The 14,903-nt window shown below is 33.1% G+C and carries 13 protein-coding genes; 7 read left to right on the top strand and 6 right to left on the bottom strand.

The features are described from left to right. Positions 1-94: 94 nt before the first annotated feature. On the bottom strand, positions 95-1,447 hold the full coding sequence (locus tag ACFSR1_RS20545) for a fasciclin domain-containing protein (RefSeq protein ID WP_378294908.1): 1,353 nt from the start codon (positions 1,445-1,447) through the stop codon (positions 95-97). Between the two features lie 132 nt (positions 1,448-1,579). Further along, positions 1,580-2,254: a hypothetical protein gene (locus ACFSR1_RS20540; RefSeq protein ID WP_378294907.1), complete on the bottom strand. Its 675-nt coding sequence runs from the start codon at positions 2,252-2,254 to the stop codon at positions 1,580-1,582. A gap of 95 nt (positions 2,255-2,349) precedes the next feature. On the opposite strand from ACFSR1_RS20540, the gene ACFSR1_RS20535 reads away from it, so the two are divergent. From ACFSR1_RS20535 to ACFSR1_RS20525, 3 genes are all read left to right on the top strand, one after another. Continuing rightward, positions 2,350-2,865, top strand: coding sequence for an RNA polymerase sigma factor (locus tag ACFSR1_RS20535; protein WP_378294906.1), 516 nt, complete (start codon positions 2,350-2,352; stop codon positions 2,863-2,865). A gap of 62 nt (positions 2,866-2,927) precedes the next feature. Beyond that, the gene (locus tag ACFSR1_RS20530; protein WP_378294905.1) at positions 2,928-3,833 is read left to right on the top strand and encodes a FecR family protein; all 906 of its coding nucleotides are present in this window, start codon (positions 2,928-2,930) and stop codon (positions 3,831-3,833) included. After that, a complete protein-coding gene (locus ACFSR1_RS20525; protein ID WP_378294904.1) occupies positions 3,830-6,325 on the top strand; it encodes a TonB-dependent receptor plug domain-containing protein in 2,496 nt (831 codons plus the stop codon). The genes ACFSR1_RS20530 and ACFSR1_RS20525 overlap by 4 nt, the downstream gene beginning before the upstream one ends. On the opposite strand, the gene ACFSR1_RS20520 is transcribed toward ACFSR1_RS20525, so the two are convergent. Further along, positions 6,322-6,789: a GNAT family N-acetyltransferase gene (locus ACFSR1_RS20520; protein WP_378294903.1), complete on the bottom strand. Its 468-nt coding sequence runs from the start codon at positions 6,787-6,789 to the stop codon at positions 6,322-6,324. The two genes, ACFSR1_RS20525 and ACFSR1_RS20520, sit on opposite strands and share 4 nt — an antisense overlap. A 152-nt stretch (positions 6,790-6,941) precedes the next feature. Here ACFSR1_RS20520 and ACFSR1_RS20515 point away from each other — a divergent pair, with 152 nt between their 5' ends. Then, entirely contained in the window at positions 6,942-8,930 is a 1,989-nt protein-coding gene (locus ACFSR1_RS20515; protein ID WP_378294902.1) for an ATP-binding protein, read from the top strand. A 4-nt stretch (positions 8,931-8,934) separates the two neighbouring features. Here ACFSR1_RS20515 and argS read toward each other — a convergent pair whose 3' ends face one another. Continuing rightward, complete coding sequence (gene argS, locus ACFSR1_RS20510) at positions 8,935-10,713, bottom strand: arginine--tRNA ligase (protein ID WP_378294901.1); 1,779 nt, start codon at positions 10,711-10,713, stop codon at positions 8,935-8,937. Between the two features lie 103 nt (positions 10,714-10,816). Here argS and ACFSR1_RS20505 point away from each other — a divergent pair, with 103 nt between their 5' ends. The 3 genes from ACFSR1_RS20505 (at position 10,817) to ACFSR1_RS20495 (ending at position 13,479) form a co-directional block, all read left to right on the top strand. Then, positions 10,817-11,248, top strand: a complete 432-nt coding sequence (locus ACFSR1_RS20505) for a hypothetical protein (RefSeq protein ID WP_378294900.1) — start codon at positions 10,817-10,819, stop codon at positions 11,246-11,248. Between the two features lie 93 nt (positions 11,249-11,341). Next, entirely contained in the window at positions 11,342-12,775 is a 1,434-nt protein-coding gene (locus ACFSR1_RS20500; RefSeq protein WP_378294899.1) for an SDR family oxidoreductase, read from the top strand. An 80-nt stretch (positions 12,776-12,855) separates the two neighbouring features. Beyond that, positions 12,856-13,479, top strand: coding sequence for a chromophore lyase CpcT/CpeT (locus ACFSR1_RS20495; RefSeq protein ID WP_378294898.1), 624 nt, complete (start codon positions 12,856-12,858; stop codon positions 13,477-13,479). Here the strand turns inward: ACFSR1_RS20495 and ACFSR1_RS20490 are convergent. After that, a complete protein-coding gene (locus ACFSR1_RS20490; protein WP_378294897.1) occupies positions 13,476-13,886 on the bottom strand; it encodes an RrF2 family transcriptional regulator in 411 nt (136 codons plus the stop codon). The two genes, ACFSR1_RS20495 and ACFSR1_RS20490, sit on opposite strands and share 4 nt — an antisense overlap. Before the next feature lie 81 nt (positions 13,887-13,967). Then, positions 13,968-14,903, bottom strand: a complete 936-nt coding sequence (gene ctlX / locus ACFSR1_RS20485) for a citrulline utilization hydrolase CtlX (protein ID WP_378294896.1) — start codon at positions 14,901-14,903, stop codon at positions 13,968-13,970.

Raw genomic sequence — 14,903 nt, 5'->3', positions numbered from 1 at the left:
GTAAAAGGGCATTTAGAATTGAAAAAAGTGGGGGTTTCGATATCTAAATGCCCTTTCGGGGGAATATTTATTTTGAGGTAATAATTTTTATTACTTAGTTAGCAGCCGGCAATAATACTTGATCAATCGCGTGGATCACGCCGTTAGCAGCTTGAACATCAACTACAATAATGTTACTTGCACTAGTATTTCCAGCTCCGGTTACACTAGGTGCAGATGCATCGATCGTTACATCTCCATTTAATGTTGTAACAGCACCGTCGGTTAAATCTGTAGAACGTACATTTGCTCCTCCTACCACATGATAGTTTAAAATAGCAGCTATGTCATTTTCATCCGTTGGCACGGTAATCGCTGCAAAAGCATCATCTGTTGGAGCAAATACTGTAAAGGGTGCTGGATCAGTTCCTAAGGCAGTGCTCAAAATACCTGCAAAATCTGTTGATGGAGTCAACGTTGTCAAGGCAGCTACTAATGTTGAAAAAGTAGCATCTGCTATTGCGAAAGTAACTACTGTTGGTAGAGTGATTACTGCATCTACCTTATGAATCACTCCGTTAGATGCCACGATATCTGCTGTACTTACATTAGAAATTCCATTGAAAGAAACCCCGCCATCAGTATTTATATATATACTCAGGTTATTCATGGTGTCTCCGTATGTAGCTAATGTATTGCCATAACCTGTAGCAAGCCCTGTAGAAATGTTAATTCCACCTATCACGTGATTCAATAATATTTGCTCCAAATCTGCCGCCGAAAGTCCAGAAATATCTCCTAAAGCTGCAAAAGCATCATTATCAGGTGCTAATAAAGTTAAATTACTATCTGCTCCACTTAGCACTGCTGCAAAATCAGTGTCAAAACCTGAAGTTGTCGTAGCAGTTGTTGCTAAAGATGATAAATCACTATCAGCAGCAACAAAAGTTAACATTGTTGGTAATGGAATTACTTCATCTACAAAATGGATAATACCATTAGATGCCGCAACATCTGCTTGAACAACAGTTGAAACACCATTAATTACTACTCCGTTAGAAGTATTAATGTACATACTTAAATTTGCACTTGTAGAAGACTCGGTTGCTAAATTATTTACATATCCGGTAGTAAGCTGTCCAGAAGTCACTGTAGTTCCTAGAACGTGATTTAATAGAATCTGCTCTAATGTTGCTACCGGAACATCATTTAAAGGAGTACCATCTAAAAAATCAGCGAATGCATCGTTATCGGGAGCAAAAACTGTAAAAGTACCTGTACCGTTTAATGTCACGTCTAAATCAGTTCTTTCTAGAGCAGCTAATAAGGAACTATATTCTGCATTATCTGCCACTAAATCTGCAATAGTCGTAGTGGGAGGAATAAAGGTAGTATCGTCATCATCGCTACAAGCAGCTATCGAAATAATACATAATGCTAAAAAAGCTTTTTTGAATAAATTTTTCATGTTATTGGTTTTTATTTTGAAATTAATTGTTCAATGATGAAACAACTCATAAAACAAAAGTGCTACCCCGAAAAACGATTTTAATACTTTTTTAACTTTTTGTTTAACTTTATTGTTAAAATATTAAACAAATTAACCATCATTCTCTTCGCAAGATGTTTCAAAAGCAAGGATTCGGGATAGTAATTCTTCATTATGTCCTGCATCTAACAGCTCTCCTGTACTAATACGTAAAGCTATAGGATAATTTATAGAGACCACAGTATTCTCATCAAGATTTTCCATAAATCCAAATACCTGAGCATCATGAAGAACTTCTACCGTATTGATTACATTATTACTGGAATTAAACGTTGCAAATACTATAGGATACACAAAATCTACACACTCTATATCATCATCCTGAACCATACAGCTATCCGCTATTAATTGCAATTCTATATCATTATCAATAATTTCTTCTGCATGATTATCTCTCGTAATGGTTACAGGAAATTGAATTTGAATATCATCAGATTGATTTAACTGATTATAATCTTCTATTTGATTAATAATTATAACCTCTGTAGAATTTCGAGTAATAGTATATGGTAAATTTATACTGTAGCAATTCCCTCCATCCACTATATCATCATAAGATCCGTCATGTGTTACAATATTTCTCATTAATTCGGCTAGTTGCGAATCTTTTGCTATAGTGTTATCCAATGTAGGATCTATAAGCTCACGCTCTTCTTCCTGACAAGAAATCATTAAAAACATAACACTCATAATCACTCTAAACATATAAAATCTTATCTTTTCCATATTACTTTTTTTTCATCCTAATTACTATTATAACAATTTAAGAAATCAAATTCCCACTAGGTGAAGTTTTTTTTTAATTTTGAAAAAAAATTAAAATGCCTAAAGACCTTTTCGAAAATGTTTGTGAAGAAAGATTATTTTCAGAACTTTTTGCTAAACATTCCAAAAATCTTCACAACTTCATTTATTATAAATATGGAGAACATATAAACCCTAAAGATCAAGTCCAGGAGGCATTTATTAAACTTTGGGACAACTGTAATAAAGTTTCTTTGGATAAAGCTAAAAGCTTTTTATTTACTGTTGCCAATAACCTTTCATTAAATCAGATAAAGCACGATAAAATAAAACTAAAATATCAGCAAACAGAAATAAAAGGCAGCACTAATGAAAGTCCTCATTTTATCTTAGAAGAAAAAGAATACCTCCAAAAATATCAGACAGCTCTTGCAAATTTAACCGAGGCTCAGCGCGTAGCTTTTCTTATGAATAGAATTGAAGGCAAAAGGCATAAAGAAATAGCTGATTTATTGGGAATTTCCAGAAAAGCCGTGGAAAAAAGAATCTACGGAGCTTTAGAAAAATTAAGAAAAGACATTGAAGGAATTTAAAAAAATAAAAACAAGGGTAGGAATTTATCCTTATCGATTGTTATAATATCAAGAATCTTGTTATGAAAAAGGAAGATCTTATTACAAAGTGGTTGAATAACGAACAACTCACTAAGCATGAATCAGAGGCATTCGAGCAATTGAATGCCTATGATTCTTATATAAAGATATCTGAAACTGCTAAAAAATTTAGTGCTCCTGACTATGATGTAGAAAGTAATCAGGAAAAATTAAAAGAGCAGTTATCCAAACGAAAAAGCCCCGCTGCTAAAACATCGTTTCCCAAAATATTATTTCGCATTGCAGCAATATTTGTTATAGGAATAGGATTATATTTCTCATATTTTAAAGATTATGATACTACCATAAATACGATTGCTAGTGAGAAATCCACACATACATTACCTGATGAATCGAAGATTAGGCTCAATGCACTTTCTTCTATAACATACGATGATAAAAATTGGGATAGTGAGCGTAAAGTATTACTAAAAGGGGAAGCATATTTTAATGTAGCCAAAGGTAAAAAGTTTGATGTGCATACTTCCTTGGGTGTTGTAAGCGTTGTTGGAACTAGGTTTAATATTAAACAAAGAGAAGATATTTTTGAAGTGGTTTGTTATGAAGGGGTAGTAAGCGTCACTGTAGAAGGACAAACCAAATTTTTAAGAGCTGGAGATGCTTTAGAACTCATTTCGAATGAAATCATAGAGAAAAAAATTACAGACAAGGAACCTAAATGGTACTATAATAAAAGTTATTTCTACAAAACTCCTTTCGCTAGAGTGTTAAAAGAGTTCGAGTGGCAATATGGAGTCACAGTAAAAACAAAAAATATTGATCCCTCTATATTTTTTACGGGTAATTTTGTACATTCAGATATTCAAACGGCATTAAAGTCAATTACGATTCCGATGCGTTTGAAATATATGATTGATAACAAAACCGTAACCTTATATAAAGAGTGATTCAACCCAAAATCCTCGTTTCAATTTTTCTGATTTTTTTTGTTCTTTTTACGGCAAGTTCCCAAACCGAAAAAGAAACGTATTCTCTTATCTCTATTTTAAATGGGGTTCAGGATACATTTAGATATGACTTTTCTTATATTAATGAAGAGCTAGAAGGTCTTAAGATCGCTAAACCTTCTGATACTTTGAATTTTAAAGAAACCATTCAATATCTCGAAACAAATACCCCATTTAACTATACCATTTTAGCAAACAATACAGTAGCATTAAGTTTTAGATCCATAGAAATCTGTGGAACTCTAAAAGGTTTCGATAATATCATTATATCTGATGCTACTATCCAAGGGAAAAATAGTGCTGCCATTAGTGATTCTAAAGGTAAGTTCGCTTTAAAAATTGATGCCCCAAACGAAAAAATAACAATTAATTATCTTGGATATATTCCTATCGTGAAATCAGCTTTTGATTTTATTAATAACCCTTGCAGAGATGTAATTTTAACTCAAAAAGTTGAATATATTAATGAAATTATTCTCAATGATTATCTTATTAGGGGAATTGACAAACAAATAGATGGCTCTATACGCATAGATTATAACGATTTTGGTATCCTTCCCGGTCTTATCGAACCGGATCTATTGCAAACTATCCAAGCGCTTCCTGGAATTCTTAGTGTTAATGAAACAGTCTCGGATATCAACGTACGTGGAGGCACCAACGACCAAAACCTTATACTCTGGGATGGGATAAAAATGTATCAATCCAGTCATTTTTTTGGTCTTATCTCTGCATTCAACCCATACCTCACTAAAAACGTACAAGTTTTTAAGAATGGTTCGAGCGCCAGGTATGGAGATGGTGTATCTAGTGTAATTGCGATGAACACCGATAATAAAATTAATAATAAACTGGATGCTAGTATTGGTATCAACTTAATAAGTGTTGATGGTTATATAGATACTCCTATCAGTAAAAACTCTTCTATTCAATTAGGCTTAAGACATTCTCTAAATGAAGTTCTGGAAACTCCAACATATAACCAATATTTTGATAAAGCGTTCCAGAATTCTGAGGTTATCAGCAATAATAGTTCTGATGAGCGTTTCTCCTTTTATGATACAAACCTGAGATGGTTATATCAGATATCACCTAAGGATCTTATAAAAGTAAATGCGTTAGTTATGAAAAACGATCTTGTTTTTCAGGAAAATTCTAACAACAGTCAAATCGAAATTTCCAGGGAGAGTAGCGCCAAACAAAATAATATCGTAGGTGGTATATTATACCAACGAGATTGGAGCGATTTCTTTAGAAGCGAATTACTCCTTTATGGCACCAATTATAAATTAGAAACAGTTAACTCTGATATTCAAAATAACCAACGACTTTTACAAAAGAACGAAGTCCTTGAAAACGGTTTAAAACTTAATACCTTTCTTAAAACTATTTCGAATATAAATTTAAAATCCGGATATCAATTTAATGAAACAGGAATATCATACCTACGGGATCTGAATAACCCAACTTTCAGGGATTTTACAAAAGAAGTAATACGCACCCATAGCCTATTTTCTGAAGTAGAATACAAGTCAGACAGTAAATCTATGTATGCTAATGTAGGAGCGCGGATTAACTATTTAGAAAAGTTTGATACCTATATTTTTGAACCTCGTATCAATCTATATAAGAGGTTTACAAATCATTTTACACTAGAACTTCTCGGTGAAATAAAAAGCCAGTCAACTTCACAAATAATTGATCTTCAAAATGATTTTTTAGGTATCGAAAGTCGAAGATGGGTATTATCCAACGATCAAGATATTCCTATCCTGAAAAGTAAACAGGCCTCCATTGGCCTTAGCTATAATCACAATAACTGGTTAATCTCAACTGATATTTATTATAAGGACATTAATGGGATCATTACCCGAAGCCAAGGGTTCCAGAATCAATTTGAGTTCTTAAGGGATCACGGTAGTTATTCTGTTTTTGGAGTTGATTTTTTAATCAATAAAAGGTTTAAAAACTTTAGTACCTGGCTTAGTTATTCTTATGCGGATAACCAATATACATTTAACAATATAAGCCCTTCTAATTTCCCAAACAATATTGACATTCGCCATAACGTAAATTTTGCCATAGCATATAATAAAAACAATCTGAAAATCTCAGGAGGTATAAATTGGCATAGCGGAAAACCAACAACCTTACCCAATCCTGATAATTTGATTGAAAATGACACCATAAATTACTTGAGGCCTAATAGTACGCGTCTAAGTAATTACATCAGAGTAGATCTTTCTTCTACATATTCGTTTAAAATTACCAAAAAAATACAAGGACTTGCAGGAATTTCTATCTGGAATATTACGGATCAGGAAAACGTTTTCAATAATTATTATATTAGAAGAGATCAAGATGAGGTGGAAGAAATAAATGAATTCGGATTGCGTCTTACACCTAATGCGGTTTTACGCTTAAATTTCTAAAAATTCTTAACACCGCTATAACTGACTATTTCTTCACCACCAGATACTTTCTCGGCATTCTTAATAATTTTGAAGCCATTTTTCTCGAAAAAATCTTTTGTATTCAAATTAATTCTCGTGCTTAATGAATTTATACCAGCTTCTCTTGCAACTTCTTCTAAGGTTGAATATAACTTCTTTGCAATACCCCTTCCTTGATAATTCTGATGAACAAAAATATATTCTATCACTCCATCTTTACTTAACGAAAAAGAACCGATCACTTCGCCATTTAATTTTACATTATAGATATAATCTTCAATAAACTTTTGTGTCCAGTGATTTTTATCCAAAGCTAATCTGGAAAATATTTTCACTTCCTCTTTGGTAAAAATTTTAGATCCGTAAATGGTAACCGTCTGATAAAACAAACGCTGCATTAATGGTAAATCACTATCCGTAGCTCTGGAAATTTGATAATTCATTTAATTATAGTAGAAGAAAACTTCTTTTGTTATGGGGTAAAACAACTTTCTCCTAAAATAAGCAAAAAACAATCAGAAATAAAAATTTTTGTTAAAAAAAACATAAAATCAAATGAAAATATTGTAATTTATACCTGCCCTAAATAATATTTATGAAACAAATCCACCTTTATGTAACACTGGTGCTGCTATTTTTTAGTAGTATTTCTTTCTGTCAACAAAAAAAACTTGATAGCCTTATACAAGCTACTTATGCTACTTCGGATTCATTAAATATTGACGTGGCCGCCGATCTTGTTTATGAATTAAGTTTACAGGAAAAGTTTACCGAAGCCTTAATATATTGCGACACGCTCATACAGATATCCAAAAAAATAAAATATGACAAAGGCGTTGGACAATTGCACAATGAAAAAGCAGCAATCTATAATCAAACTGATAAACTATATGACGCCCTAACCTGTTTTGATCAAGCTGCTTTGTATTTTGGAAGGATAAAGTATAACAGAGGTCTTGCAATCATTCAGAACAACAAAGCGGTCATAGAACAGCGATTGGGGAACCCTGAAAAGAGTATAACGCATCTGCTAGAAGCCAATTTATACTATGAAAAACTAAAAGATAGTATAAGCCTGGCAACCACTATTAATAACATCGGTAATGTATATGGGGATTTAAATGATTTTGACGCAGCTAAAAAATACTATTATCAGTCTTTACAACTAAAAAGGAAAACCAATTCTAATACCGTAGGTGCCACTCTTAATAATTTAGCCTTAATCTATATCAAAGAAAAAAAACTAGACAGTGCTCTGGTACTCTTGGATGAATCTTTATTAGTAAACAAAAGAGATAATGATAGCCATGGAATCTCTGAAGCATATAGCGCATTAGGTCAAATTTCTTTTATCAAAAAGGACTACGAAAATGCTAAAAAATATTATGAGTCTGCGCTTTTTCTTGGCGGTAAAGTAGCATATAGGCAAAGACTTATCAGGGCTAAACTTTCCCTAGGTGAAATAGCTATTAAAACTAAAAAATTTAAAGAGGCAGAAAAATATATCTCTACAGCCAGAAAAGAATCTAAAAAACTTAACTCTACACCCTTATTACTACACAGTTATGACCTATCCTCTGTTTTGGATTCAGCGAGAGGTGACTATCTAAGCGCGTACAAATGGCAAAAAGAACATAAAAATTTATTTAATGAACATATTCTAAAAGAAACCAGCGATAAAATAGATCTTGTTAAAAAAAGGGTAGAAAATGAAAAAAAGCGACAAGCTCTTTTGGATGAGCAAAAAAGAGCCGAGCGTGAAGTTAAGGAAGAACTACTTATGCAAAAAATCTATACATATATTGCTATTGCTGCATTTGCAGTGGCCATTGTTTTTATCATTGGTATTGTAAAAAGCAGATTGCAAAGAGCAAAATATATTAAGGAATTAAATGAATCCAACCAGGTAAAGAATAAGCTATTTTCTATAGTCTCTCACGATTTAAAAAATGAAATTCATGGACTTGATAACACTCTTAACTTACTAAAGGATGACGTGATTTCTGAAAGTGAATTTAGGGAAATTATTCCTCTGCTCTCCACGAGTGCACACCAGACTTCCCTGTTGCTAACCAATCTTTTAAATTGGTCCAAATCTCAAATGAATGAACTCAAAGCCAACCCCAAAACTTTTGATTTCTCTCGAATAGTAAAAGATAAGTTTGTGTTTTTCGCGCCTAAAGCTTCTAACAAAGGAATTGAGCTTATTAACAACATGACCGAAAATATAACGGTATATGCTGATGAAGATATGTGTACAATTGTAACTCAAAATTTAATAGCCAATGCTATTAAATTTTGTAACTCAGGTGATACAATTACTATTTACAATAAAAAGATAGAAAATAACATCAAAATTTACTTTGAAGACACTGGAATAGGAATTTCTGAAGAAAATTTAACCAAACTCTTTTCTGAAGAACATCTAACGACTAAAGGTACCAACAACGAAACCGGCACCGGGTTAGGGCTAAAAATCTGTAAAGAATTAATCTCCCTTAACCAAGGAAATCTAGAAGTAAAAAGTACTTATGGTCAAGGAAGTACTTTTTGCATTACACTACCTAAAACATCAGTTGGATAATTTTTTACATTCGCTCAGGAACCTGAACTCCTAATAGTGCAAAAGCAGATTTTATAGTGGTCCCGACTATATCTGAAAGTTGAACTCTAAAAATCTTTTCAGCTTCAGAATCTGCCCCAAATATTGATACATTCTGAAAAAAAGAATTATATGCTTTCACTAAATCATAAGTGTAATTGGCTATAATTGCCGGACTTAAATCCTTTGCTGCATTCTGTATCATCTCAGGATAGATTTCTAATAGTTTTATAAGTTCTTTCTCTCTATTATCAAGAGTAATATTTTTTACAGTATCGTTCCAATCAAATTCTGCTTTACGCAAAATTGCTTGAATCCTGGCATAGGTATATTGAATAAAAGGTCCTGTATTTCCTTGAAAATCTACCGACTCTGCCGGGTCAAATAATATTCTTTTTTTGGGATCTACTTTTAGAATAAAATATTTCAATGCACCAAGGCCAATAGTTTTATAGACTATGCTTTTTTCTTCTTCAGAATACCCATCCAATTTCCCTAACTCTTTAGAAATTTCTCCTGCAGTTTCTGCCATTTCCTTAATAAGATCATCTGCATCAACTACAGTGCCTTCTCTACTTTTCATTTTACCACTTGGTAAGTCTACCATTCCGTAGCTTAAATGATGTAGATTTTCAGACCAATCATATCCTAATTTTTTAAGAATTAGAAAAAGTACTTTAAAATGATAATCCTGTTCATTACCAACCGTATAAATCATTCCACCAATATCAGGATTATCTTTTACACGCTGAATTGCTGTTCCGATATCCTGGGTCATATACACAGCAGTACCATCACTACGTAATACTAGTTTTTCATCCAGACCTTCATCTGTAAGATCACACCAGACAGATCCATCTTCTTTCTTAAAGAATACTCCATTAGCAAGACCTTCTTCTATATTATCTTTACCTAGAAGATATGTATTACTTTCATAATAATAACTATCAAAATCAACTCCTAATGTCTTGTATGTCTGATCAAAACCTTCATACACCCAATTATTCATAGTTTTCCAAAGCTTCACCACTTCATCATCTCCAGCTTCCCATTTTCTTAACATTTCTTGGGCTTCAACTAATATTGGAGCTTCTTTTTTTGCTTCGTCTTCTGTTTTTCCGGAAGCAATTAAATCTGATATTTGGCTTTTATATTCCTGATCAAATTTTACATAGTAATTCCCAACCAATTTATCCCCTTTTAATCCGGTAGATTCTGGTGTTTGTCCTTCACCGTATTTTTGCCAGGCAACCATACTTTTACAGATATGAATACCTCGATCGTTAATAATCTGGGTTTTATATACCTTTTTACCACTAGCTTTGATAATCTCTGCAACGGCATATCCTAACAAGTTATTCCTTATATGCCCCAAATGTAAGGGCTTATTAGTATTTGGAGAAGAATACTCTACCATCACAGCTTTATCTCCGTCTTTTGGAGTCACAAAACCATAATTTTCAGTGCCTTTAATAAGGTTGAAAAAATCAATATAATACGTATCTGAAATTACCAGATTAAGAAATCCTTTTACTACGTTATAACCAGTTATCTCTTCTACATTTTCTACCAAATACGCACCCACAGCTTCTCCTATTTGCACAGGATTGCCTTTTACCACACGCAACATAGGAAAAACTACCACTGTAATATCCCCTTCAAACTCCTTGCGAGTTCCTTGTAACTCTACAGATTCTAAGTTTGCGCCATAAAGTTCTTTTATAGCTGCTTTTACCTGTCCAGAAATAGTTTCGTGTAATGTCATTTTTAAATTGTATTTGATACAAAAATCAGGCAGCAAAGATAATAGAAATATAATCTTCTACCACTTCTATTTGTATCAATTCGTATCTTGTAACAAAAGAAAAATGCTAGTCAATAATACCTATAGAGATCCAGAACTTAAAAAGATTCTTGCTGAACAAGTTGGTAAGCCTTTTACCATTATGGAGCGAATAAAATTAGGAGGAGTTGGTTCTCCAAAACTTAGGATCGCAGCATCTAGCATAGAAATCAATAATTTATTGATGATGGACACTAGTTTAAAAACTTGTAATATAGAACTTAGACCCAAAGGTATTTTGGTAGGTTTTGGAGTACGATTACAAACATATCTTCTAGTTATCCCATTTTACAAATTAACTATCTATAAGGGAAAAGCCGAAGAATACAGCATCTACAGAGACAATTATTTTATTAAGTTTAGCGCAAAGAAAACAGACATTGCTATTCATACATTCATCAAAAAAATATTAAATTATAAGGCAGATAATGGTCCAACCAATATTGAGGATTTATAATTTAACCATATTAAACTTAGTCCTTCTTGCATAAACTTGTCGTTTAAAAACACAACTAAACAGTTTATTTATTTGTATCTTTTACCTAAAAAGATGCGAATACTACTTACAGGTGCTAATGGTTATATTGGTATGCGTTTATTACCTCTGTTATTAGACTCTGGTCACGATGTGATTTGTGCAGTTAGAGATAAAGATCGTTTTTCTATCGATGGGGAAATGGCAAAAAAGGTTTCCATTGTTGAAATAGATTTTTTAGACGATCCCGATCCAAATATCTTACCTAAGGATATTGACGCGGCGTATTATCTTATCCATTCGATGAGTTCCTCAACTTCTGATTTTGATAAAAAGGAAGAGATTTCTGCTCAAAACTTTAATAAATATGTAGCACAAACAAATATTAAACAGGTAATTTACTTAAGTGGTATTGTAAACGAGAAGAATTTATCAAAGCATTTATGGTCACGTAAAAATGTTGAAGAAACCCTGTATGAGGGAGACTTTAATCTAACTGTTTTACGATCTGGAATAATCGTTGGATCTGGTAGTTCATCATTTGAAATCATAAGAGATCTTTGTGAAAAATTACCGATTATGATTACTCCAAAATGGGTGAACACAAAAACGCATCCAATTGCAGTAAGAGATGTCTTAAGCTTTATGACCGGCGTCTTAGGCAACTCCCAATGTTACAATCAATCCTTTGATATTAGCGGACCTAATGTCATCACTTATAAACAGATGCTACTGTTGTATGCCAAAGTAAGAGGTATAAAACTTTTTATTTTCACATTACCTGTGATGACACCCAGGCTTTCTTCTTACTGGTTATATTTTGTGACATCAACGTCCTATAAACTAGCATTGAATCTGGTGGATAGTATGAGTGTTCCTGTAGTAGCAAATGATAATAGGCTACAAAACATATTGGGTATAGAGCCCATGACTTATACTAAAGCTCTGGAACTTGCCTTTATCAAAATAGAACAAAATCAGGTGGTATCCAGTTGGAAAGACTCTATGGTCAGTGGACGTTTCGATCAAGATATTCAAAAATACGTTACAGTACCTAAGAAAGGATGCCTTAGAGATAAGAAGAAAATCAAAGTCACAGACCCTAATCAAGTAGTTGAAAAAATATGGGCCATAGGTGGAGAAACCGGTTGGTACTATGGAGATTGGATGTGGAAAATAAGAGGATATATAGACAAGTTTTTTGGAGGAGTTGGATTGAGAAGAGGACGAACAAATCCAGATAAAATTTACTCGGGAGATGCCCTGGATTTTTGGAGAGTTTTGGTTGCAGATAAAGACAAAAAACGCTTATTACTTTTTGCCGAAATGAAGGTTCCCGGAGAAGCTTGGTTAGAGTTTGATATTGACGAAAATAATGTATTACATCAAACTGCAACATTTAGACCAAAAGGAATATGGGGTAGGCTGTATTGGTATCTAATGGTTCCCTTTCACTACTTCATATTTGGAGGAATGATTCGGAATATCACATCTGAAAAAACAAAATAAATACAGACAAAAAGCTTATTTTTATCGACAATTGACGCTTTTTTTGCAAAAATATTAGTATTTTTATAAAAAAGAATATGTTGAGATCATTACTATTTTTATCCTTATTGTTTGTTACAATAAGTTGTAACACTAAAATAGAACATGATTCTCCTATAAGCGATTTTACCAAAAATTTAATAGGGAAATTTTCTTCAAAAAATCAAGCCAATAAGGATTCTGGATATGCTTCAGTACATCTTGTAAATATCCCCATCTGGGAAGACAGACAAGGTCATTGGTTTTATCAGGAGTTATATGATGAAAAAGACAATTCTTCCATTTATAATCAAAGGATATTGAATGTTCAGAAACTTGATAGTTTAACCATTAGTAGTACGAGTTATGTAATTCCGAATCAGGAAAAATATGTAAACGCATGGAGGGACATTTCTATTTTTAATCATTTAACCCCTGACAGCCTGAAGATTAGAGATGGATGCGATGTATATTTCAAAAAGAAAACCTCCACTATCTACCACGGAAAAACAAAAAACGGAACGTGTTCCAGTACCTTTAGTAAAAAAATATCGTATACGACAAGTAATGTGGTGATTAGTAAAAACAAAATTACTTCTTGGGATAGGGGTTACGACATCAATGGTAAACAAGTCTGGGGTAAAATTCAGGGACCCTATAAATTTATTAGACTTGATGAGGATTAATCCATAAAATCTTCCAGAGTTTTATTTTCAAGAACTTTTAAAGTATTATCTCTAACCTCAATCATAAGTTCGTGAACTGCACAAGCATCTTCGTCCGGACAATCATCACACTTCTCATAAAAATTCAAACTTACGCAAGGTAACATTGCTATTGGTCCTTCTAGAACCCGTATAACCGATGCCATTGAAATTTCTTTGGGCTCTTTAATCAGATAGTATCCTCCTCCTTTTCCTTTCTTAGAACCCAGAAAACCATTCTTACGTAGTGTAAGTAATATACTTTCTAAAAATTTCTGAGAAATGTTTTCACTCTTGGCAATCTCGGATATTAAAACAGGATGTTCGCACCTTTTTCTCGCGATATAGGTTAGTGCTTTTATTCCGTATTTTGTTTTCTTTGAAAGCATCGTCTTACTTATTACATCAAAAATAATTAAAAGATATTACTTCCTGTTTTAAAGAAATATCTTTTCACTGTCTTTAGACCCTTATTCAGCTTCTGGAAGAAAAACTTCGGCCATCATACAACGAGCACTACCTCCGCCTAATTTTTCGATGGTTTCAAGATTACTATGAAGAATAGCGCAATGTTTTTCTATTTTTAATATTTGATCTTTTGACAAACTTTGGTATGCTGCAGAAGACATTACTAGATATCGTTTTTCATCTGCTCCCACAACCTGTAACATATTTCCTGCAAAATTATTCACCTGATTCTCTGTGATTGAAATAATCTCCTTCCCGTCATTTTTTAAATGACTTAACAGATTTTTTCGTTCTTTTTTATCGTCTATACAATCCAAGCATACCACTGCAAAAGTTTCTCCAATTCCCATCATTACGTTGGTATGATAGATAGCCAGACGCTCATCATTAACGGTTTGGTATGCGGTAAAAATTACCGGAGTGTATTCAAAATCTTCACAAAACTCGATAAGTAATTCTTCATCCGCCCTAGGAGAAAGAGCGCAATATGCTTTTCTATTCACTCTATCTAAAACAAGACTTCCTGTTCCTTCAAGAAACACATCGGTATCCTCAGCTTCTGTGTAGTCAATGATATTTTTTATTTCGAAACCAGCATTTTCGATGATGTCCAACACTTCAGGTCTACGCTCTCTTCTTCTATTTACCGCAAACATAGGATACAAGCCTACATCACCGTTCTCATGAAAGGATACCCAGTTATTCGGAAATATAGAATCGGGTGTGTCATTCTCAGCTTTGTCATCAATAACAATCACATTAACACCTACTAATCTTAGTTTTTCTATAAAACCATCAAACTCCTTTTGCGCTTTCGTGTTTGTATCCTCTGCGCTACTGTCTGATGTATTCTGATAGTAGTTATTTACTGCTGTTTGCTCATTCATCCTGAATCTAACCGGACGAATCATTACGATTGTATTTGTAACCTGTTTCAT

The sequence above is a fragment of the Aquimarina rubra genome, assembly GCF_042684305.1.
In the GTDB taxonomy this organism is placed as follows: domain Bacteria; phylum Bacteroidota; class Bacteroidia; order Flavobacteriales; family Flavobacteriaceae; genus Aquimarina; species Aquimarina rubra.
This window is presented reverse-complemented; position numbering and strand designations above follow the sequence as displayed.

Excerpts from the sequence above, each read along its gene's own strand:
- ACFSR1_RS20545 (WP_378294908.1), bottom strand. The coding sequence starts at position 1,447 with ATGAAAAATTTATTCAAAAAAGCTTTTTTAGCATTATGTATTATTTCG.
- ACFSR1_RS20540 (WP_378294907.1), bottom strand. The coding sequence starts at position 2,254 with ATGGAAAAGATAAGATTTTATATGTTTAGAGTGATTATGAGTGTTATG.
- ACFSR1_RS20535 (WP_378294906.1), top strand. The coding sequence starts at position 2,350 with ATGCCTAAAGACCTTTTCGAAAATGTTTGTGAAGAAAGATTATTTTCA.
- ACFSR1_RS20530 (WP_378294905.1), top strand. The coding sequence starts at position 2,928 with ATGAAAAAGGAAGATCTTATTACAAAGTGGTTGAATAACGAACAACTC.
- ACFSR1_RS20520 (WP_378294903.1), bottom strand. The coding sequence starts at position 6,789 with ATGAATTATCAAATTTCCAGAGCTACGGATAGTGATTTACCATTAATG.
- ACFSR1_RS20515 (WP_378294902.1), top strand. The coding sequence starts at position 6,942 with ATGAAACAAATCCACCTTTATGTAACACTGGTGCTGCTATTTTTTAGT.
- argS (WP_378294901.1), bottom strand. The coding sequence starts at position 10,713 with ATGACATTACACGAAACTATTTCTGGACAGGTAAAAGCAGCTATAAAA.
- ACFSR1_RS20505 (WP_378294900.1), top strand. The coding sequence starts at position 10,817 with ATGCTAGTCAATAATACCTATAGAGATCCAGAACTTAAAAAGATTCTT.
- ACFSR1_RS20500 (WP_378294899.1), top strand. The coding sequence starts at position 11,342 with ATGCGAATACTACTTACAGGTGCTAATGGTTATATTGGTATGCGTTTA.
- ACFSR1_RS20490 (WP_378294897.1), bottom strand. The coding sequence starts at position 13,886 with ATGCTTTCAAAGAAAACAAAATACGGAATAAAAGCACTAACCTATATC.
- ctlX (WP_378294896.1), bottom strand. The coding sequence starts at position 14,903 with ATGAAACAGGTTACAAATACAATCGTAATGATTCGTCCGGTTAGATTC.